Source organism: Amycolatopsis sp. NPDC045836 (assembly GCF_056431745.1).
In genome coordinates this window covers 211,080-230,851 of record NZ_JBWKKF010000014.1, presented here as the reverse complement: position 1 = coordinate 230,851, position 19,772 = coordinate 211,080, and the positions used below count along the sequence as shown (strand labels likewise).

Annotated in this window: 15 protein-coding genes and 2 pseudogenes; 5 read left to right on the top strand and 12 right to left on the bottom strand. The window is 73.3% G+C overall.

Annotation, left to right across the window (positions count from 1 at the left end; translation table 11 throughout):
• Positions 1-80: 80 nt before the first annotated feature.
• The gene (locus tag AC07EG_RS26705) at positions 81-3,464 is read left to right on the top strand and encodes a TM0106 family RecB-like putative nuclease (RefSeq protein WP_478255922.1); all 3,384 of its coding nucleotides are present in this window, start codon (positions 81-83) and stop codon (positions 3,462-3,464) included.
• Positions 3,465-3,489: 25 nt separating this feature from the next.
• On the opposite strand, the gene AC07EG_RS26700 is transcribed toward AC07EG_RS26705, so the two are convergent.
• The 6 genes and pseudogenes from AC07EG_RS26700 to AC07EG_RS26675 all read right to left on the bottom strand — a co-directional run bounded on the left by AC07EG_RS26700 (position 3,490) and on the right by AC07EG_RS26675 (position 10,171).
• Complete coding sequence (locus AC07EG_RS26700; RefSeq protein ID WP_478255921.1) at positions 3,490-4,071, bottom strand: YbaB/EbfC family nucleoid-associated protein; 582 nt, start codon at positions 4,069-4,071, stop codon at positions 3,490-3,492.
• Positions 4,072-4,385: 314 nt separating this feature from the next.
• Positions 4,386-4,679, bottom strand: a pseudogene (locus tag AC07EG_RS26695) (type VII secretion target); the annotation flags it as partial.
• Between the two features lie 11 nt (positions 4,680-4,690).
• Positions 4,691-5,458, bottom strand: coding sequence for an ESX secretion-associated protein EspG (locus AC07EG_RS26690; RefSeq protein WP_478255920.1), 768 nt, complete (start codon positions 5,456-5,458; stop codon positions 4,691-4,693).
• Positions 5,459-5,461: 3 nt separating this feature from the next.
• On the bottom strand, positions 5,462-7,222 hold the full coding sequence (locus AC07EG_RS26685) for a WXG100 family type VII secretion target (protein ID WP_478255919.1): 1,761 nt from the start codon (positions 7,220-7,222) through the stop codon (positions 5,462-5,464).
• Positions 7,219-7,653 carry a hypothetical protein gene (locus AC07EG_RS26680; RefSeq protein ID WP_478255918.1) on the bottom strand — a complete coding sequence of 145 codons (435 nt, stop codon included), beginning with the start codon at positions 7,651-7,653 and terminating at the stop codon, positions 7,219-7,221. Before AC07EG_RS26680 ends, AC07EG_RS26685 begins: the two co-directional genes overlap by 4 nt.
• Before the next feature lie 115 nt (positions 7,654-7,768).
• Positions 7,769-10,171 (bottom strand): ATP-binding protein, encoded by a 2,403-nt coding sequence (locus AC07EG_RS26675; RefSeq protein WP_478255917.1) that lies wholly within the window; start codon positions 10,169-10,171, stop codon positions 7,769-7,771.
• Positions 10,172-10,263: 92 nt separating this feature from the next.
• On the opposite strand from AC07EG_RS26675, the gene AC07EG_RS26670 reads away from it, so the two are divergent.
• Positions 10,264-10,932 carry a response regulator transcription factor gene (locus tag AC07EG_RS26670; protein WP_478255916.1) on the top strand — a complete coding sequence of 223 codons (669 nt, stop codon included), beginning with the start codon at positions 10,264-10,266 and terminating at the stop codon, positions 10,930-10,932.
• A gap of 117 nt (positions 10,933-11,049) precedes the next feature.
• On the opposite strand, the gene AC07EG_RS26665 is transcribed toward AC07EG_RS26670, so the two are convergent.
• The 4 genes from AC07EG_RS26665 to AC07EG_RS26650 all read right to left on the bottom strand — a co-directional run bounded on the left by AC07EG_RS26665 (position 11,050) and on the right by AC07EG_RS26650 (position 15,173).
• On the bottom strand, positions 11,050-11,709 hold the full coding sequence (locus AC07EG_RS26665; RefSeq protein ID WP_478255915.1) for a DUF4142 domain-containing protein: 660 nt from the start codon (positions 11,707-11,709) through the stop codon (positions 11,050-11,052).
• Positions 11,710-11,793: 84 nt separating this feature from the next.
• The gene (gene bioB / locus AC07EG_RS26660) at positions 11,794-12,855 is read right to left on the bottom strand and encodes a biotin synthase BioB (RefSeq protein ID WP_478255914.1); all 1,062 of its coding nucleotides are present in this window, start codon (positions 12,853-12,855) and stop codon (positions 11,794-11,796) included.
• Positions 12,856-12,949: 94 nt separating this feature from the next.
• Positions 12,950-14,188, bottom strand: a complete 1,239-nt coding sequence (locus AC07EG_RS26655; RefSeq protein ID WP_478255913.1) for a glycoside hydrolase family 27 protein — start codon at positions 14,186-14,188, stop codon at positions 12,950-12,952.
• A gap of 73 nt (positions 14,189-14,261) precedes the next feature.
• Positions 14,262-15,173 carry a LysR family transcriptional regulator ArgP gene (locus AC07EG_RS26650; RefSeq protein WP_478255912.1) on the bottom strand — a complete coding sequence of 304 codons (912 nt, stop codon included), beginning with the start codon at positions 15,171-15,173 and terminating at the stop codon, positions 14,262-14,264.
• Between the two features lie 69 nt (positions 15,174-15,242).
• Between AC07EG_RS26650 and AC07EG_RS26645 the strand changes: the two genes are divergently transcribed.
• Positions 15,243-15,857, top strand: coding sequence for a LysE/ArgO family amino acid transporter (locus tag AC07EG_RS26645; RefSeq protein ID WP_478255911.1), 615 nt, complete (start codon positions 15,243-15,245; stop codon positions 15,855-15,857).
• Here the strand turns inward: AC07EG_RS26645 and AC07EG_RS26640 are convergent.
• Positions 15,823-16,212 carry a DoxX family protein gene (locus AC07EG_RS26640; protein ID WP_478255910.1) on the bottom strand — a complete coding sequence of 130 codons (390 nt, stop codon included), beginning with the start codon at positions 16,210-16,212 and terminating at the stop codon, positions 15,823-15,825. The genes AC07EG_RS26645 and AC07EG_RS26640 overlap by 35 nt on opposite strands.
• A 150-nt stretch (positions 16,213-16,362) precedes the next feature.
• Here AC07EG_RS26640 and AC07EG_RS26635 point away from each other — a divergent pair, with 150 nt between their 5' ends.
• The gene (locus tag AC07EG_RS26635) at positions 16,363-17,793 is read left to right on the top strand and encodes a serine/threonine-protein kinase (protein WP_478255909.1); all 1,431 of its coding nucleotides are present in this window, start codon (positions 16,363-16,365) and stop codon (positions 17,791-17,793) included.
• Positions 17,794-17,860: 67 nt separating this feature from the next.
• A complete protein-coding gene (locus AC07EG_RS26630; protein WP_478255908.1) occupies positions 17,861-19,006 on the top strand; it encodes an MFS transporter in 1,146 nt (381 codons plus the stop codon).
• On the opposite strand, the pseudogene AC07EG_RS26625 reads toward AC07EG_RS26630, so the two are convergent.
• Positions 18,967-19,740 (bottom strand): annotated as a pseudogene (locus tag AC07EG_RS26625) (AraC family transcriptional regulator); the annotation flags it as partial. The gene AC07EG_RS26630 and the pseudogene AC07EG_RS26625 overlap by 40 nt on opposite strands.
• Positions 19,741-19,772 lie beyond the last annotated feature (32 nt).

Genomic DNA, 19,772 nt, shown 5'->3' with positions numbered 1-19,772 from the left:
GGGTGGGGGCAGGGGTTTCTACTGGTCAAGTGCGTGTCGATCGCGGGGGAGGGGGGTGGGGCGCGGGAGACTGCCCGGCGATGCACACCCCATCCGATCTTGCCGACCTCCTCGAGTGCGAGCACCGCAGCGTGCTCAAGCAGGCCTTCGAGGCTGGGCTCCCGGGGGCGCCCCGGCCCGGTAGCGGCGCCGACCAGCTCGCGGTCAAGCACGGCCGTGCGCACGAGGAGGCCACCCTCGAGCGCTTCCGCGGGGAGAAGCACGCCGTGGTCGAGATCGAGCACGTGGACCACGCGACGGCGGTGAGCGACACGGCGGTGGCGCTGTGGTCCGGCGCCCCCGTGGTGTACCAGGCGGTCTTCGACGACGGGCAGTTCACCGGCCGCGCCGACTTCCTGTTGCGTGACGAGCAGGGGCGCTACGAGGTGTACGACACGAAGCTGGCGCGCCACGCCCGGCCCGCCGCCGTGTTGCAGTTGACCGCGTATGCCGACGCGCTGCGCAGCGCCGGCTGGCCCGCCGGGCCCGACATGCACCTGATGCTCGGCGACGGCACCACCCGCACGCTGCGCGTGGACGACTTCCTCCCGCTCCTGCGGCGGCTGCGCGAGCGGCTGCTGACCCGCCCCGCCCGGCTGCCCGAGCGGCTCTGGGCCGACCCGCGACCGGGTTGCGCGAGCTGCGGGTTCGCCGAGCACTGCGCGTCCGGCCGGGAGGCCGACCGCGATCTGTCGCTGGTCGCCGGTATGCGCAGCGACCAGCGGCGCAAGCTGGCCGAGGCCGGACTCGGCACGATCGACGCGCTGGCCACCGCCGAGGCCGATGACCGGCCCCGCGAGCTGTCCGCGGCCAGCTTCGCCACGCTGCGCGCGCAGGCGAAGATCCAGGTCCGGCAGGACCGGACCGGCGAGGTGAGCTACGAGATCATCGATCCGGCGCCGCTCGCGGAACTGCCGCCCGCCGACCCCGGCGACGTCTTCTTCGACATGGAGGGCGACCCCTACGCCCTGGGCGGCACCGGGCTGGAGTACCTGTTCGGCGCGGTCACCACCGACGGCGGCCAGCGGTTCACCCCGTTCTGGGCGCATTCACGGCCGGAGGAGAAGCGCGCGTTCGAGCGGTTCATCGACTTCACCACCGAACGCCTGGCCGCCCACCCCGGCGCCCACGTCTACCACTACGCCCCGTACGAGGTCACCGCGCTCAAACAGCTCGCCGCCCTGCACGGCACCCGCGAGGTGGAGGTCGACGAACTGCTGCGCGGCGGTGTGCTGATCGACCTGTACGCCGTGGTGCGCAAGGCGTTGCTGGTCTCGCAGCGCTCCTACTCGATCAAGTACCTCGAACCGCTGTACATGCCCGAGGCCCGCGACGGCGAGGTCAAGACGGCGGCGTCGAGCATCGAGGCGTACGAGGAGTACCTGACCCTGTCCCAGCTCGGCGAGCCCGAGCAGGCGGCCGAGGTGCTGCGCGGGATCAGCGACTACAACGAGTACGACTGCGTGTCCACGCTGCGCTTGTTCGAGTTCCTCCACCAGATCCGGGAAGAGGCCGGCATCGAGCCGGCCCCGCCGGTGGAGTCCGGAGTGGACGCGACCGACGAGGAAGCGGCGGCGCGCCGGGCCGAACGCGCCGCGCAGCTGGCCGCACTGGTCGACCCGCTGCTCGACGGCCTGCCCGCCGACCCCGCCCAGTTCACCGAGGCCGACCGGGCGAAGGCGCTGCTGGCCGCGTCGGTCGGCTACCACCGCCGCGAGACGAACCCGGCGTGGTGGGAGCACTTCCGCCAGCTCGCCGCCCCGCTGACCGACCTCGAAGTGGACACCAGCTGTGCGGTGCCGCTGTCGGTGCGAGCGGGGGAGTGGGTGCCGCCCACCGGCCGCGCGCGCAACGCCAGGCGCACGCTGACCATCGCCACCGACCCCGAGCACCCGCACCCGTTCACCACCGGCGACCAGGTGCGCCTGCGCTACGGGCCGGAAGCCCGCAAGGCCAAGGTGGTGGCCGCGACGGCCGAGGAGCTGACGCTGGAGGAGAGCAGCAAGGTCGACGAGACCACCGACGCGCGCCCGCTCGCCGTGCTGCCCGGTGAACCCGTCCGCCCGTCGCCGAAGGACGAGGCGGTCGCCGACCTGGCCCAGCTCGTCGTCGGCGCGCTGCCGGAGCTGCCCCCGCACCCCGGGGTCGACCTGCTGCGCCGCCGTCCGCCGCGGCTGCGCCGGGGCAAGGAGCTGCCGCCGCCCGGCGAGGACCTGGTGCAGACGGTGATCGGGGCGGTGGACGCGCTCGACGGCTCGGCGCTGGCGGTGCAGGGGCCGCCGGGTGCGGGCAAGACCTACCTGGCGGGCAAGCTGATCGCCCACCTGGTGCGGGCCGGGAAGACCGTGGCGGTCACCTCGAACAGCCACAAGGCCGTGGAGAACGTGCTGAGCGCGGCCCTGGCCGACGCGCCGGAGCTGCCGTGCGCCAAGCGCCCGCGCAAGGCCCCGGACCCCGCGCTGCCGTGGGACCAGCCGAAGAGCAACAAGGACCTGGCCGCGTGGCGCGCCGAGCACGGCACCGGCCACCTGGTCGGCGGCACCGCCTGGAACTTCGCCGGTGCCGACCTGCGTGCCGAGCCGTTCGACGTGCTGATCGTCGACGAAGCCGGGCAGTTCGCGCTCGCCGACGCGCTCGCGGTCTCGATGTGCACGCGGAACCTGGTGCTGCTCGGCGACCCCCAGCAGCTGCCGCAGGTGGTCCAGGGCACGCACCCGGCGGGCGCGGACGCCTCGGCGCTCGGCCACCTGATCGGCGAGGCCGACGTGATCCCGCCGGAACTGGGCTACTTCCTCGACCAGTCCCGGCGGATGCACCCCGCGGTCTGCGAACCCGTTTCCCGGCTGTCCTACGCCGGCCGGTTGCACGCGCACCCGACCGCGGCGGAACGCGGCATCGACGGCGTGGAGGCCGGGCTCTACGTGTCCGAAGTGGACCACCGGGGCAACACCACGCGCTCGGTGGAGGAAGCCGAGGAGATCGTCGCGATCGTGCGGGCGCTGCACGGTCGCGAGTGGACCGACCACGGCCGCGCCCGCCCGCTGGACGACGGCGACATCCTGGTGGTGGCGCCGTACAACCTGCAGGCGCGGGTGGTCGGCCGGGCGCTGGAGCGGGCCGGGTTCCCCGGCGTCCGGGTGGGCACGGTGGACCGCTTCCAGGGCCAGGAGGCGCCGGTGGTGCTCACCACGATGACCTCGTCCTCGGCGGTGGACCTGCCGCGCGGCCTGGACTTCCTGCTCTCCCGCAACCGGCTGAACGTCGCGTTGTCGCGGGCGCAGGCGGTCGCGGTCCTGGTCTGCTCACCCCGCCTGGTCGAGGCCGACATCCGCACGGTCGAGCAGATGCGGCTGGTCTCCGGCCTGGTCGGGCTGCTGGCCGGGGCCCGGCCGTTCGGCCTGACCGGGAGCTCACCGGGGGCGTGAGGTCCCGGTCGCCGGAGAGCGCCGCTCAGTCGCGCAGCGGGTCGAAGTCCGGGTCGATGTCGTCGTCCTCGTCCGGCCGCCGCGGCCGCCGGGCCGGGCCCGCGGCGGGCGGGGCCCCAGGCGCGGGCGGTGCCGGGGGAGCCGGCGGGGTGTCGTCGCCCTCGTCGTAGTCCCACTTCTCCGACACCGCTGCGGCGGCCGCCTCGGCCTCGGGGTCGGGTTCGGGGAACCGGGTGCGCAGCTCGTCCATCATCAGCGCGCGGGTCTGCTGGTCCTCGTCGCCGAGTTCGGCCTGCATGGTCGCGCCGACCTGGCCGACCACCTGCGACTGCGCGGTCTGCATCGTGCGCAGCACCATCGCCGACAACTCCGACGGCGCGATCTGCCGGATGCGGTCGCTGAACTGCAGGTCGGTCACGCTGCCGTCGGCGCGCACGGTCACCCGCACGGTGCCGTCCGGGCTGCTGGCGGTGGTGCGGATCTGCTCCACCTGCGCCTGCGCCGCCTGGTAGCGCTGGGCCTTCTCGGCGAACCCCTGCGCCCACCGGTCGATGTCGGCTTCCACCTGGGACGGGTCCCGTCCCAGTGCGCCCAGTCCGTTGGTCATGGTTGGTGTACCGCTTCCTTCTTGCTTCTTGGTCAGACGGACCGGTTGGGCTGGGCTGGCTCGCCCTGTTGCCTGGGGGCGAAGCGCGCTTCGGCCTGGTGGGCCGGGGTGGCCAGGCGTTCGCTGGCCTGGAACGGTTCGACCGGCATCCGCGCCTGCTGGGCGGGGGTGCTTTCCGCCAGCCGCTCGCCCTGCTGGAACGGCTCGAGCGGGGTGCGGGCCTGGTGCGCGGGCGTGGAGAAGCCCGCCGGGCTCGAACCGCCGCCCGAAGCGCCCCTCAGCTCGCCCACCTTCACGCCCTCGGCGTCGGCGCGGAACGTTTCCAGCGGCTTCATGTGCGACCGGTCGGTCTCGCGGTAGGACTCGGCGGCGGTGCGCACGTTGCCCGCGGTGGTGGTGACCCCCTCCACCGCGGCGCCGAGCGCCTCGATCCCCTTCTCCTCCATCGGGTTCACGATCGGCGGCAGGAACGAGCACAGCAGCCCGTAGGCGCTGTCGTCCATGCTGACCGTGCGCGCGGCGTCCAGCGCGGTGTTCAGCCGGTCGGTGATGCCGTCCAGGTGGCTCGCGTGGGCGATCAGGTCCTCTGGCGCTACCTCGTAGGACATGCCTTCCCCCCTCAGCGCGCGCCGGCCAGCACCGTGGCCACCCGCTGCTCGATGCGTTCGTTGTCGGCGGGCGCGATGCTCAGCCACGAGTCCTCGCGCACCATCAGGTAGCGGCCCTGGTGGGTGTCGAACCAGGTGACCAGGGTGGGCAGCCGCTCGGTGCGCCTGCCGCCGAGCGTCACCCCCAGCTGGCCACCGGCACGGCGGTTGTTCGCCAGTTCCAGCAGCGCACCGGCGTCGGTGCGGGACACCCCGGCCCGGCTCAGCACGACCCGCTCGTCGAGGTCGCCGCCGTACGGGTCGTCCTCGTCCTCCTGCGGCTCGGCCGCTTCGGCCAGCGCCTGGTACGGCAGGGACATCGCCTGCCCGGGACCGGCGTGGCCGGCGGGCAGGACCTCCACGATCGACCGCGCCAGCGCCGTCGGCCGGATCTCCCGCAACCACAGCTCACCACCGGCGAGCACGGCCAGCACCGCGTTCGCGCCGCGGGCGGCGGCCAGCGCGCGCACCGGGTAGCCGATGTGCCCGATGGCGTCCACCGCCACGTCGTACTGCGAAAGCAGCACCAGCAGCGCTTCGAGGTCGGCGTCCACCCGCTGGCCGCGGGCCAGGCCCCGGTCGCCGAGTTCCCGGTAGACCTCGGCTGCCAGCTGCGCGCGCTGCTCGACGGTGCGGCCGGTGCTGGGCACGTCCAGCGGGTACGGCATCCGGCCGAGGTCCAGCTCGCCCCACACGATGTCGAACTCGTGCGCGGAGAGCACGAAATCGGGACTGTGCACGCCTTACTCCGGTTTCTTCTGCTTGCGGGCGCCGATCACCGGCGGCGGCAGGTCCTCACCCGGCACCTGGAAGATCTCCTCACCCTGGAGGTAAGCCGCCGAACGCCGTTCCTTGTCCTCTTCGCCCTGGCCACGACCGGCGCCGGCACCCATGCCGCCGCCCATCGCGCCACCCGTGCCCGCCGCCCCGGCGGCACCGGCGGTGCCGCGCGGGCCGAAGCCCTCGGCGGGCACCCGGCCACCGCCGGGACCCGCGCCGGTCGAGGCGCCGGGACCCTGCGGGCCGTAGGCACCGCCCGCGCCCGCGCCGCCACCGGCCGCGCCACCCGGGCCGAAGCCGCCCGCCCCGCCGGGACCACCGCTGCCGGGGCCGAAGCCACCGGCACCGCCACCGCCGCCACCACCGAAGGACGGCAGGCCACCGCCACCCGGACCGGGCGGCATGGTGAACCGCGGCACCTGCGGCGGGTTGACCCCGGGCCGGTTGACGCCGGCGGGGTTGTTCGGGCCGGGACCGCCGTACTGGGTGCCACCGGGGCCGGTGAAGCCGGGCAGCTTCGGCGGCGCCTGGTAGCGGGGCTGGCGCACGGTGTCCTCGGCGCCGGGGCCGCCACCGGGCTTGCCACCGGGCAGGTTCGGCATGGTGAAGCTCGGCGGCGCGCCCTGCGGCGCGGTACCCGGGCGGATCCCGCCGGGGCCGTTGAACTCCGGCATGCCACCCGGCGGGGTGTTCGGCATGGTGAACCCGGGTGCGTTCTGCGCGCGGGTGGTGTCCTGGCCACCCGGCACCGACTTCGGGGAGAACCCGGTGCCCCCCACGCCACCGGTGCCCCCGCCGCCCGGAACGCCACCGGGCACACCCGGCACCTGCGGCATCGGGGGCATTTGCGGCGAACCCGGCCCGCCACCGGGACCACCGCCGGGCAGCGACGCGGCCGGGGTGGACACCCCCGGGATGCCACCGGGCACACCGGGCGCGCCCCCGGGGCCACCGGGCCCGCCGGTGAAGCCCGCGGTGGTGGTGTCCGCGTTGAGCGGGGTGAGCTGCTGGAACGGCTGCGCGGCCGGGGCGCCCTGCTGGAACGGCTGCAGCGGCGCGGTCCCGCCGCCCGCCCCGCCACCGCCACCGGCCAGCGCGTCCTGCTCCTCGGTCAGGCTCATCCGGCGGGCGGTCGCCATCATCGGCGTCGCCTTCACCACCGGCGGCTCGAACCGCGGCGTGGCGGTGTCCACCTCACGGGAGGCGGTCTCCATCTGGGTCATCACCGCGACCGCCTGCTCGTGCGCGGCGTTGGCCTCTTCGCTCTTGACCCGCACGTCCTGCACGGCGGCGGCGAAACCGGCCAGCCCGCCGGTGGCGAACCCGTTGGTCACCATCGCCTGCCAGTCGAACTCGACCGGCTCGGGCATGCTGGCCCTGGCGGTCTCCATGATCCGGCCCTGCTCACCGATCTTGCGGCCCATGTCCTCGGCGGTGGCCGCCGCCTTGCCGGACCACTGGACCAGCTCCAGCACCGACTCCCTGGCCGAATCGGCGCCCTCGCCCCGCCAGCCGCTCTCGGTGGCCCTGATCCGCTCGCCCATCCGGCGCGAGTGCTCGCTCATCTCCGCGCCGATCCCGGTCCACTCCTCGCCGAGCTGGCCGACCTGGCCGGGGTCGTTGTTCAGGTGGACCGACTCGTACAGCTCTCGGTGGCTGCGCGAACGCCAGTTCTGCGTCTGCGTCAGCGCGAGGTCGGCGGGGTCCGGCTGTTCGTCGTTCACGCGTTGGTCTCCCCGTTGGCGGTGCGGAGCAGGTTGATCGACTGGCCTTCGAAGTCGCCGTAGCGCTGCATCGCCACGCCCACCGTCTCGTGCGCCTTGGCCAGCAGTTCGCGGTACGGGACGAGGACGCCGGCGAGGGCGGAGTCGGCGTCCCCGGCCCGCTGCTGGAACTTCCCGGCCATCGCCTCACCCACCGGGTTCCGCCCGAGCGGGGCCTGCCTGGCCAGGTCGATGGCGCGGCGCAGCCACACGTCGACCTGGTCCATCTGCTCGGTGAGCATGGTGCGGATCTCCTCGCCGACCGCGGGGTCGAGCGCGAGATCGCCGGAGGCCACCTGCTGCTGGAGACCGGCCACGCGGGCGGCCAAGGCGACGACCGCCGCCTGGGTGGGCATCAGCCGCTGCGCAGCAACTGGTTCTTGCTCGGCCACCGTTCGGGCTCCCTGGGATCGACCGTGTCGTTTGCCCGGGAGTCAACCGGAGAACGGAAGCCGGTTCAGCCCGGCGCGCCGGGTGCTGCCCGATCCGACACCGGGTGCTGCCCGCTCACCCCTCGGGCGTGGTTTCGTGCCGCAGCCGGGCGGCCAGCTCGGCCGCGGCGGGGGTCTTGAGCTCGGCGCACAGCGCGAGCGCACCCGCCCGGTACTCGTCGGCCGTCGGGTCGCCGGTCAGCTCCAGCATGGTGATCAGCTCGGCCAGGGTGTTCGCCCGCTTCCAGCGGTTGGCCACCCCGGTGAACACGCCCAGCGCCAGCGTGAAGCACTCCCTGGCCAGCACGTACTCGCCCGCTTCGCGACGGGCGATGCCTTCCTGCAGCGCGGTCTCGGCCTCTTCGATCCGGAAACCCGACGCCTCGAAGTAGCCGCGGGCCTCCCGCAGCGTGACCGCCGCCTGCTGCCACTGGCGCATGGCCAGCAGCGTGCCGCCGACGTCGAGCAGGGTGACCGAGCGCAGGAAGTGCCGGGTGTCCGGATTGGCTTCGGCCCGCCGGGCGTCGATGTCGTGGAGCACCCCGCGGTGCACGGCGAGGGATTCCTCGTGCTCGCCGTGGACGCGCAGGATGCGCCCGAGCGCGTTGCGGATGGTGCCCTCGCCGGTCCAGAACCCCAGCACCGCGGACAGTTCCACGGCGCGGCGCACGCTGGCGAGCGCTTCGCCGAGCCTGCCGAGCCGCATCAGCACCGAACCGCGGTAACCCAGGGCCCACGCCTGTTCGGTCTTGTCGCCGATTTCGATGGCCACCGCCAGCGCTTCGTTGTGCGCGGACAACCCGCCGTCGTTGTCGCCGAAGCAGAAGTAGCGGGCCCAGCCGACGAAGTTCAGCAGCACCGCCTCGTCCAGCTGGTTGCCGAGCACCCTGGCGGAGTTCACCCCGCGCTGGAAGATCTCGTCCCACGGCCGCTGCTGGGTGCGGCCGTCGGAGTACCAGTGCATGGCGCGCGCCAGGTCGACCACCTCGCGGTGCAGGCCGTCAGCCGGGGCTTCGCGGTGCGCGGCCAGCCAGTTGTCCGCCTCCACCTCCAGCCAGGCACCCGCGGCCTCGCGGGTGTCGAACCGGCGGGCGGCGTGCGTCGGCGCGAGCAGCGCGTCCGGCATGAACGCGCGCCCGGCTTCGGAAGCGGTGTGCAGCAGGTGGTCGAGCATGGTGCGGCGGTGGCGTTCGCGATCGGCCGGTTTCTCCTCGGCTTCCAGGCGTTCCACCGCGAAGATGCGGATGAGGTCGTGGAACTGGTAGCGGCCGGGGGAGGCGGCGGCCTGCAGCAGGTTGGCGTCGACCAGTTCGTCGGCGTGCACCTGCACGTCGGCCTCGGCCATGCCGGTGGCGACCGCGGCCAGTTCGCTGCCGAAGTCGGGGCCGGGCACCACGGCCAGCCTGCGGAAGACCAGGCGGGCGGCGGGGGACAGGCGCCGATGTGACATTTCGAAGGCGGAACGCACTTGCAGGTCGCCTGCCGACAGCGAACTCAGCCGCGTGCGCTCGTTGCGCAGCTGCGTGGTCAGGTACGCGATCGTCCAGTGCGGGCGGCTGGCCAGCCGGTTGCCCGCGATCCGCACCGCCAGCGGCAGGTTCCCGCACAGCGCCACCAGTTCCGCGGTGGCCCGCGGTTCGGCGCGCACCCTGGCCTCACCGGCGATCGCGGTCAGCAGCTCGACCGCGCCGAGGTCGACCAGCGGCTCCAGCCACAACCAGCGCGCCGATTCCAGCCCGGCCAGCGCGCTGCGGCAGGTGATCAGCGTCAGGCAGCCCGGTGAGGCCGCCAGCAGCGGGCGCACCTGCGCCTCGTCGGCGGCGTTGTCGAGCAGCAGCAGGACGCGGCGGCCGGCCAGCAGCGAGCGGAACAACGCGCTCTGCTCGGGCACGGTCATCGGGATCTGCTGCGCCGGCACGCTCAGCGCCCGCAGCAACTGGGTCAGCGCGCTGCGCGGGCTGGTCGGCTCCTCGTCCATGCCGCGCAGGTCCAGCGCGAACGCGCCGTCGGGGAACTGCGGGCGCAGCTGGTGCGCCGCGGTCACCGCCAGCGCCGTCTTGCCGACCCCGGGGTGCCCGACCACGGACACCACCACCCCGCCCGCCGCGTCGGAAACCGCCTCCTGGTGCAGCTTCGCCAGCTCGGCTTCCCGGCCGAGCAGGTCGGGCACCGCCGGTGGCAGCGTGACCGAAGGCGCGTTCTCGCTCTCCTCCTCGGTTTTCGGCGTGCGCCGGCGCCCCTGGCGGGCGGCTTCGAGGAATTCCCGCCGGTCGCCGCCCGCCAGGTCCAGCGCGTCGGCGAGCGCGGTCGCGGAGCGCCGCTGGGCACCCTGCGCACGGCCGCGCTCGAGGTCGCTCAGCGCTCGGATGCTCACGCCCGAGGTCTCCGCCAGGTCGGCCTGGGTGAGCCCGGCCGCCCGGCGGTGGCGGAGCAGGAGCGCGCCGAAGGCCGCTTCGTCGGTTCGCTGTCCGTCGTTCACCACGAACCATTTAACCGGCAGAATTGGCGAACGCGAAAAGCTGCCGGTTGTTCCGCCTGGTCTGCCGATGTGCTAGCCGGTTGACTACGGTGGTGACCTCCAGTTTGTGCCCCGCCAGCCCGCCAGCTCCGACCACGAAACCGGCGCTGCGCGCGGTTCCGTCGCCGGTCCGGGTGACGGTGCTGGCCACGGACCCGTTCGTCTCGGCGGGGGTTTCCGGTGAGCTGAGAAGCAAGCCGGGGGTCCACCTGGTGGACAGCCAGGCCGACGTGGTGGTCGTGGTGCCGGACGGCACGCGGAAACTGCACGAGGTGCTCGACGGGATCGATCCAGCGGCGCGGCTGGTGCTGGTCGCCGACGACCCGCGGCCCGCCGAGCTGCTGACCGCGGTCGAGCACGGCCTGGCGGTGCTGCTGCCGCGGCAGGAGGCCACCACCGCGCGGCTGCTGCACGCGATCAACGACGCGCACCAGGGCCGCGGGGCGCTGCCGCCGGAGCAGCTCGGTCAGCTGCTCACCGGCGTGACCCGGCTGCAGCGCGAGGTGCTCGAACCGCGTGACCTGACGCTGAGCGGCCTGTCCCGCCGGGAGACCGACGTGCTGCGCCTGCTCGCCGAAGGCCGCGACACCGCGGAGATCGCCGCGGAGATGGCGTACTCGGAACGCACCGTGAAGAACATCCTGCACGGCCTGCTGACCCGGCTCGACCTGCGCAACCGCACGCACGCGGTGGCCCACGCCCTGCGCCTCGGCCTGATCTGAGCTCGTCCGCCGGGGAGGTCGATCAGCTCCCCGGCGGCGGGGCTCGCCCATCTTGGCGGCCGGTGCGGCCGGCCACGTGGGCAGGCGCTCCAGCCACTGTGGACATTCCGGCGTGCCTCACTCCGGCGGGGTGACCGCGGTTTCCACCTCGGCCAGGGTTTCGGCGGTGACCAGGCCGGTGTCCTCCAGGACCTCCATGTGGTCGAGCACGGTCTGGTTCGCTTCCCGCGCGTGCCTGCGGATGAGGTCGTTCTGCGTACCGGCGCGGACCTCGGCGATGGTGGCGAAGATCTTGCCGTGCGAGGACCGCAGCACGTTGGCGAAGAACCGGTCGAACTCCTCGCCGCGCAGGCCGTCGAGCTGGTCGACCCACTGCCGCTGCTCCTCGGTCGCCTCGTTGGGCAGTTCGACGCCGAGGATCTCGGCGTCTTCCCGGACCAGCTGGTCCAGCCGCGAATGCCCCTCGAGCAGGTGGTGCCCGGCGCGCTTGACCGCCTCGCTGGACCCGTTGGCCTGCGCCAGCCTGCCCGCCGGGATCTCCCACAGCCCCGCCTGCCGCACCTTGACCAGGAAGGTCCTGTCCAGCTCGGTCACCGGACCGGCGCCTCCGGCCGGCGCGGTGGCGAGCTGCTGCCCGCTCGCGGAGACCGCGTTGGCCGGGGTGTCCCCGCTCCGCAGTGAGATCACCACGGGCACCAGCGCGGCCAGCGCCACGACGGCGATCGTGATGACCAGCGTGCGCGGGCGGAACCGCGTCGTTCGCCGGGTGTGTCGCATGCTGCCCTCCAGCTCGTGCGGGGTCTGCACAGGGAAGAACGGACACCGGCGCCGGACGTTCGATCGCCCGGCGAGGATTCCGGCTCAGGTGTTCGCCGGTTCGGTGGTCCCGGCCCCGCGCCGCCGGATCGCCACCAGGTCGTGCCGCGCCTGCCCGAGCGTCCGCTCTTCGGCGCCTTCCACGGTGAACCCGGCGTCGGCGATCATCTGCCGGTCGTCGGCCCCCGGCTGGCCCTCGCTGGTCAGGTAGTCGCCGAGGAACATCGAGTTCGCCAGGTGCAGTGCCAGCGGCTGCAGGCCGCGCAGGTGGATCTCCCGCCCGCCGGCCAGGCGGACCTCCACGTCGGGGAAGCAGAACCGGAACAACGCGAGGATGCGCAGGCAGCGGTCCGGGGTGAGTTCCCAGCGGTCCCCGAGCGGGGTGCCCCGGAACGGGATGAGGAAGTTCACCGGCACCGAGTCCGGATCCAGTTCCTTCAGCGCCACCACCAGGTCGACGATGTCCTCGTCGGACTCACCGAGGCCGAAGATGGCGCCGGAACAGGGGGAGAGCCCGGCCGTGGTGGCCCGGCGCAGGGTTTCGGTGCGATCGGCGAAGGTGTGGGTGGAGCAGATGTCGGCGTAGCGCGCTTCGCTGGTGTTCAGGTTGTGGCTGTAGGCGTGGGCGCCCGCCCCGGCCAGCCGCTCGGCCTGCCCGTCGGAGAGCAGCCCCAGGCAGACGCACACCTCGACCCGCGGGTGCTCGGCCTTCACCGCGGCGATGGTCTGCTCGACACGGGTGATGTCGCGGTCACCGGGGCCGCGCCCGCTGGCGACCAGGCACACGCGCTTCGCCCCGGCCTCGATCGCCTGCCCGGCCACTTCGGCGGCTTCGGCCGGGCTGATCCACGAGTACTTCAGCACGTCCGACGCCGAGCCGAGCCGCTGCGAGCAGTAGCCGCAGTCCTCCGGGCACAGCCCGCTCTTCAGGTTGACGATCGTGTTCAGCTTCACCCGCCGGCCGAAGAAGTGCCGCCGCACGCGCCCGCCGGCGGCCACCACCTCCAGCAGTTCCTCGTCCGCGCGGAGCAGGGCCAGTGCTTCGCCGCGGCTGGGCAGCTCCCCGCGCAACGCCTTGTCCACCAGCCGATCCAGGAATTCGTTCATGACCACGAAGGCTGGCCCCCGGCACCGGCGACCGGCAAGCGGGCGCCGCCACAAAGATCACCGTGTTCCCTTGTCGGCTTCAAGCCACGTTGAACTACCCGCGGACCCGCAGCAGCACCACGCCGTGCGAAGGGACGTCGGCGGAGATGTCGCCCCGGCTGTGAGACCTGCGGCCGGTCCACAGGTCGGTCAGCCGCAGGCGGCCGGTCCCGGCACCGACCTCGGCGGCGGTGGTGGTGATCTTCGCGGCCTGCGCGGAGCGGTTGAACAACGCGACCGCCACGTCCCCGCCGTGGAGCGGTTTGGCCCACACTTCGAGGTCGCCGTCGTCACGCACCCGGTCGGCGGCGGCGCCCCTGACGTCCTGGTTCACCGCCAGCACCGCGCGGTTGGTCAGGATCTCGTGCACACCGTCCGGAATGGACCGCAGGTCGTTGCCCGCGATCATCGGCGCGGCCAGCATCGCCCACATGCTGAAGTGCGCCGCGGCTTCGGTGCCGGTCAGGCCGGGGAAGCCTTCGACGTCGTACACCCCGACCTCCAGCATGTCCGGGTCGTTCCAGTGCCCGGGGCCCGCCCAGTCGCGCAGCGGCTCGGTGACGTCGATGATGTCGGTGACGCCCATCGGGTAGGTGTTCGGGTTCCCGGTGCGCCACACCGGTTTGATGTCCTCGGTGGTCCGCCACTGGTCGGCGATCCCGCCCCAGTCGTACTTCGCGCCGTTCTTGTCCGGGTGGTAGCTGTTCGCGTTGATGCTGTAGAGGATTTCGCGGCCGGTGGCCTTCAGCGCGTCTCGCATCAGGGTGAAGGCGGCGATCTGGTCCGCCAGCGTGCCCTCCGGGGAGCACCAGTCGTACTTCAGGTAGTCCACGCCCCAGTCGGCGAAGGTCCGCGCGTCCTGCACCTCGTGGCCGAGGCTGCCGGTGGCCCCCGGATAGGCACCGCCGCGCTGGGCGCAGGTCAGTTCGGTGGGCACCTGGTAGATGCCGAACTTCAGGCCCTTGCCGTGGATGTGGTCGGCGAGCGCCTTCATGCCGCTGGGGAAGCGTTCCGGGTGCGCCCGCAGCGAGCCGTCCTCGGCGCGCACGGGGTCGAACCAGCAGTCGTCGACCACCACGTACTCGTAGCCCGCCGCGGCCATGCCGGAGGACACCATCGCGTCCGCGGTGTCGCGGATGAGCTGCTCGTTGATCTCGCAGCCGAAGGTGTTCCACGAGTTCCAGCCCAGCGCCGGGGTCGGCGCCGGTTCGGCGGCCCGCACGGGAGCGGCGGTGGTGCCCGCCGCCGCCAGCATCGCGAGGGCGGCCACCAGGGTGCGCTTGACCGGGATCATCCATCCACCTCCGTGGTCGGACAAAAACGAACCCAAGACAACAACTGGCCGGACAGTCGCGTCAATAGTGCGTTCAGGGCACACCGGTTCGGTTCAGCGCGGCCGCCGCGGCCGCGGTGACCGCGTCGGCGGTGGCGGCCAGCGCGGGGGAGTCGAGCTTCCACTGCTGCCAGAACAACGGCACGTCGATCACCTGCCCGGGGGCGAGTTCGGTGAGCGTGCCCGCCCGCAGGTGGGGGCCCGCCTGCGCGGTCGGCACCATGCCCCAGCCCAGTCCCGCGGCCACCGCTTCGACGAAGGCCTCCGACGACGGGACGTGGTGCCGCCGCGAGCCGGCGCCCTTGCTGCCACGGGTGAGCTTCCTGGTCAGCCGGTCCTGCAGTTCGTCCCGCCGGTCGAACAACACCACCGGCGCGTCCGGCAGCGCGCGGCGCGGCGGGCCGCCGCCGAGCCACCGCCGCGCGAAGGCCGGGCTCGCCACCGCCAGGTACCGCATCCGGCCGAGCGGCCGCACCGAGCAGCCGGTGACCGGGTCCGGTGAGGAGGTCACCGCCGCCATCACCAGCCCCTCCCGCAGCAGTGCGGTGGTGTGGTCCTGGTCCTCCCGGTGCAGTTCGAAGCACACCCGCAGCTCACCGGGCACCTCGGCCAGCGCGGGCAGGAACCAGGTGGCCAGCGAGTCGGCGTTGACCGCGATGGGCAGCCGGGCGGGCTCGCCGGTGTCCGCCAGGCCCAGTTCGGTGCGCGCGTCGCGCTCGATGCGGGCCAGCTGCCGCGCGAAGCGCACCACGACCTGGCCGGATTCGGTGGGGCGCACCGGTTTCGAGCGCAGCAGCAGGACCCGGCCGGTGCGTTGTTCGAGCGCCTTGACCCGCTGGCTGACCGCCGACGGCGTCACGTGCAATGCGGCCGCCGCCGCGTCGAAGGTGCCTTCGTCGACCACCGCGAGCAGCGTGCGCACCTGGTCGAGGGGTAGTTCGCTCATCACGATCGCTAATGCTACGTAAGAATCCTTAGCTGTACTGTCGACAGTTCTGGATCTAGGTTCGGCGGCATGGGTCCGTTCCTGCTCGCCGGGGCCGCCGGTTTCGGCACCAGCCTCTCGCTGATCGTCGCCATCGGCGCGCAGAACGCGTTCGTGCTGCGCCAGGGCATCCGCCGCGACGGGGTGCTCGCGGTGGTGGCGATCTGCTCGCTGTCCGACGCGGTGCTGATCGCGCTCGGCGTGGCCGGGGTCGGCGCGGTGGTGTCGGCGTGGCCGCAGGCGGTCACCGCGGTCGGCCTGCTCGGCGGTGCTTTCCTGCTGTGCTACGGCTTTCTCGCCGCGCGCCGGGTGTTCCGGCCCGCCGCGGCCGGGCTCGACCTGGACCGCCCGGCCTCCTCGAAGCGCGCGGTGCTCACCTGCCTGGCGATGACCTGGCTGAACCCCCACGTCTACCTGGACACCGTGCTGCTGCTGGGTTCCGTGGCCGCGGCCAGGGGCGACGACCTGCGCTGGGCGTTCGGCCTCGGCGCGGTGCTGGCGAGCCTGTGCTGGTTCACCGCGCTCGGCTTCGGCGCCCGCCTGCTCACCGGGTTCTTCGCGCGCCCGTCGTCGTGGCGGGTGCTCGACGGCCTGGTCGCGGCGACGATGGTCACCTTCGGGTTGGTGCTGGTGGCCGGCGCCTGACGCGATCGAGCAGCGTCGCGAACTGCTCCCGCCGCAGCACCGCCACGGCCAGCGAGACGGCCGGCAGGATCAGCGGCGGCGTCGCGCTTCCGTTGTCCAGGATGAAGAGTCCGGTGGCACTGGCGCCGATCGGCACCGCGGCCAGGCCGAGCGCGACCGGTCCGGCCAGGCCGGGGACCAGCAGGCCGATCGCGCCGGCCGCCTCCAGCGCCCCGGTGGGGTGGCGCAGCCACTGCCCCAGCCCGAGCTGCTCGAAGGTCCGCTCGGTGTGCCCGCCGGCGAACAGCAGGTAGGCGCTGTCGAGGAACTCGGCGGCGAGCAGGAGCTGGACCAGCCGCAGCACGACGTTCAGCACGGAGAGACCGCGGTCCCGCGCACCCGGTCCGGCATGCGGTGCATCCTGCTCCACTGGGCGCCACGGGACCAGGGTTGGCCGGAGAGGAACTCGGGTAGTGACTACGGTTGTCGGTGACCCGCAACCGTTTTTCCCGGAAGGAAACCCATCGTGGCCGAAACCGACCGCCTGATCGCGGAGCGCTACCGGCTGCTGGAGCGGATCGGCGCCGGCGCGATGGGTGTGGTGTGGAAGGCCGAGGACGAGCGGCTGGACCGGGTGGTGGCGCTGAAGGAACTGATCCAGCCGCACGTCCCCGGTGGCACCGCCGGTGCCGCCGAGGTCGCGGTCGCCGACGCCAGCGCGCGGGCGATGCGCGAGGGCCGGATCGCCGCCCGGCTCACGCACCCGAGCGCGATCACCGTGTTCGACGTGGTGATGGACGACGACCGCCCGGTGCTGGTGATGGAGTACCTGCAGTCCACCAGCCTGGCCGAGGTGCTGGCGCGCCGGGAACGGCTGGGTGCCGAGGAGGTCGCGGCCATCGGCGCGCAGATCGCCGCCGCGCTGGCCGCCGCGCACGAATCCGAGATCGTGCACCGCGATGTCAAGCCCGCCAACGTGCTGCTCTCCGACGACGGCGTCGCCAAGCTCAGCGATTTCGGCATTTCGCGTGCGGCCGGGGACGGCACGCTCACCGCGACCGGGGTGGTCGCCGGAACCCCGGCGTACTTCGCGCCCGAAGTGGCCCGCGGTGAGGACGCCGATTCGCGGTCCGACGTGTTCTCCCTCGGCGCCACGATGTACCACGCGGTGGAAGGCGCTCCGCCGTTCGGCGTAGGCGAGAACCAGATCGCCCTGCTCTACCGCGTGGCCAACGGGGAATTCCCGCCGCCGGAACACGCCGGGCCGCTGCACGGGCTGCTGCTGCGGATGCTCGACCGCGATCCCGCCGCCCGTCCGGACATGGCCGCGGTCGCCGCGGAACTGACCCTGATCACCGAGGCGAAAACGGTGCAGCTCGCGCCCGCGCAACTGACCGCCGCCGGTGGTGGCGGGCGCAGGCGGCGCGGAATCCTGGTGGCCTGCGTGGTGGTGCTGCTGGTGGCCGGGGGTGCGGTCGCGGTGTGGCTGCTGAACCGGGGCGGCGACCCGGAAACCCCGCCGCCGGTCGCGCAGAGCACCTCCGAACCCGCGCCCGCGCCACCGCCGCCCCCGCCACCGTCTTCGGCGCCGGAATCCTCGGCGCCCCCGGAGAGTTCGCCGTCTCCGGAACCACCGCCCTCCTCCACGGCACCGAGCCAGGAAGAACAGTTGCGGAACGCGGTCACCGAGTACTACAGCCTGCTGCCGGAAAACCTCGAAGCCGCCTACGCGCGGCTGTCCGACAAGATGAAGCAGGCGCGGGCGCCGAGCTTCGGCAGCTATTCCGGGTTCTGGGGCCAGATGCGGGACGTGCAGGTCTCGGAGATCAGCGTCAGCGGCAACTCCGTCAGCGCCACCGTGGTCTACACCAGGACCAGCGGCGCCACCGAACGGGAACGGCAGACCTACACCATGGTGCAGAGCGGCGGCGTCTGGCTGATCGACTCGCAGCGCTGAGCTCGGGCACCACCGTGTTGTCGCGAATGCGCCGGATTTCCGGGGCACCGCTTGGTGGACTGCTCCCATGCCCGCTGTCCACTGCCTGATGCTCGGCATCTTCTCCCTCGTCACCACCGAAATCCTGCCCATCGGCCTGCTCACCCCGATCGCCCGCGAGTTCGGCGTCTCGGACGGCACGGCCGGGCTGATGATGACCCTGCCCGGGGTGCTCGCGGCGATCGCGGCGCCGGTGGTCACCACGGCCGCCGGGCGGCTCGACCGCCGGATCCTGTTGAGCGCCCTGGTCCTGGTGCTCGCCCTCGCCGACTTCCTGGCCGCCCTGGCGCCCTCGTACCCGGTGGTGCTGGTGTCGCGGGTGCTGGTCGGGCTGGTGATCGGGGCGTTCTGGTCGGCCGCTGCCGGGCTGGCCCCGCGCCTGGTCGGGCCGGAGCGCGTGGGCACGGCCACCGCGGTCGTCTTCGCGGCGGTCCCGCTGGGCTCGGTGCTCGGGGTGCCGGCGGGCACCTTCCTCGGTGACCTCGCCGGGTGGCGCACGGCGTTCGCGGTGCTGGGCGGGCTCACCGCGGTCCTGTTCGCGGTCACGCTCGCCTGCCTGCCCCCGCTGCCCGCCCAGCAGGCCACCAGCCCCGCGGTGCTCGGTTCACTGCTCCGCCGCCGCGGGACCCGGACCGCGCTCCTGGTCACCTTCCTCATCGTGCTCGCCCACTTCGGCACCTACACCTACGTCACCCCGTTCCTGCTGGAGGTCACCCGGCTCAGCCCGGGCGCCATCACCGCGTTCCTGCTGGTGTACGGCATCGCGGGCATCGCCGGGAACTTCCTCGCCGGAGCCGCGCTGCGCCGCCGGCCGCGCCGGACCTTCGTGGCGGCGGCCGGGCTGCTCGCCGCCACCACCGCCCTGCTGCCCGTGCTCGGGAGTGCCCCGGCGGGTGCGCTGGTGCTGCTGATCGGGTGGGGCCTGGCCTACGGTGCGGTGCCGGTGTGCTCGCAGACCTGGTTCGCCCGGGCGGCACCGGAAGCCGCTGAGGCGTCTTCGGTGCTGTTCACCGCGTCCTTCCAGGCGACCATCGCCGCCGGGGCCTGGCTGGGCGGGCTGGGCGTGGACGCCTGGTCGCCGTCGGTGGTGCTGGTGCTCGGCGCACTGGTGGCGAGCACGGCGGCAGCCGGGCTCCGGCGGCCGGTGAAGCGCCCGGGGCTGACCCCGAGGTGACGCTTGAAGTGCCTGCCCAGGTGCGCCTGGTCGTAGAACCCGGCGGCCTGGGCGACCTCGGCGGGGCGCTGCCCGGCCAGCAGCAGCCGCCGCGCCAGGTCCACCCGGCGCCCGGTCAGGTACAGGTGCGGCGGCAGGCCGAACGCCCGGCTGAAGGTGCGGACCAGGTGCGTCGGGTCGGCGTGCAGCACTTCCGCCGCGTGCCGCAGGGTGAGGCCGCCGGTGGTGTGCGCGTCGAGCAGGTCACGCAGGTCGCCCGCCAGCCGGCCGACCGGTGCCCGCTGGGGCTCCGGCTGCTGCTTCAGGTGGGTGCGCAGGCGTTCGCGGACCAGCGCCAGCCTGCTCTCGGCCTCCAGTTCCTCACCCGGTCGCGCCAGCACCAGGTGCAGCTGGTGGATCCGGAACCGCAGCGCCGGATCGGTGAACGCCGGCTGGTCCACCGCCGCCCCGGCCAGTTCGGCACCCAGCACGGAGTCGTCGACGTAGAGCACGCGCTTGCGGAAACCGCCGTCGGTGGCCGACCGGCCGTCGTGCGGCACGTGCGGCGGCAGCACCGTCACCGAGGGCGTGCCGATGCCGTGGTGGTGCAGGTCCAGGTCGAACTGGACGGCACCGTCGTCGACGATCAGCACCGTCCAGGCCTCGTGCGTGTGCGGCGGGTAGGCGTGGTCGACGAAGTGCGCGTGGAAGACCTCGGCGACCCCGGGGACCCCCGGATTCCAGGCCCTGATCACGTCAAGAACATACAAGACCGCGGTGCCGCCGC

Bases quoted from the DNA above. Each gene is read 5' to 3' on its own strand.
- AC07EG_RS26700 (WP_478255921.1), bottom strand. From the start codon at position 4,071: ATGACCAACGGACTGGGCGCACTGGGACGGGACCCGTCCCAGGTGGAA.
- AC07EG_RS26655 (WP_478255913.1), bottom strand. From the start codon at position 14,188: ATGATCCCGGTCAAGCGCACCCTGGTGGCCGCCCTCGCGATGCTGGCG.
- AC07EG_RS26650 (WP_478255912.1), bottom strand. From the start codon at position 15,173: ATGAGCGAACTACCCCTCGACCAGGTGCGCACGCTGCTCGCGGTGGTC.
- bioB (WP_478255914.1), bottom strand. From the start codon at position 12,855: ATGAACGAATTCCTGGATCGGCTGGTGGACAAGGCGTTGCGCGGGGAG.
- AC07EG_RS26645 (WP_478255911.1), top strand. From the start codon at position 15,243: ATGGGTCCGTTCCTGCTCGCCGGGGCCGCCGGTTTCGGCACCAGCCTC.
- AC07EG_RS26665 (WP_478255915.1), bottom strand. From the start codon at position 11,709: ATGCGACACACCCGGCGAACGACGCGGTTCCGCCCGCGCACGCTGGTC.
- AC07EG_RS26630 (WP_478255908.1), top strand. From the start codon at position 17,861: ATGCCCGCTGTCCACTGCCTGATGCTCGGCATCTTCTCCCTCGTCACC.
- AC07EG_RS26705 (WP_478255922.1), top strand. From the start codon at position 81: ATGCACACCCCATCCGATCTTGCCGACCTCCTCGAGTGCGAGCACCGC.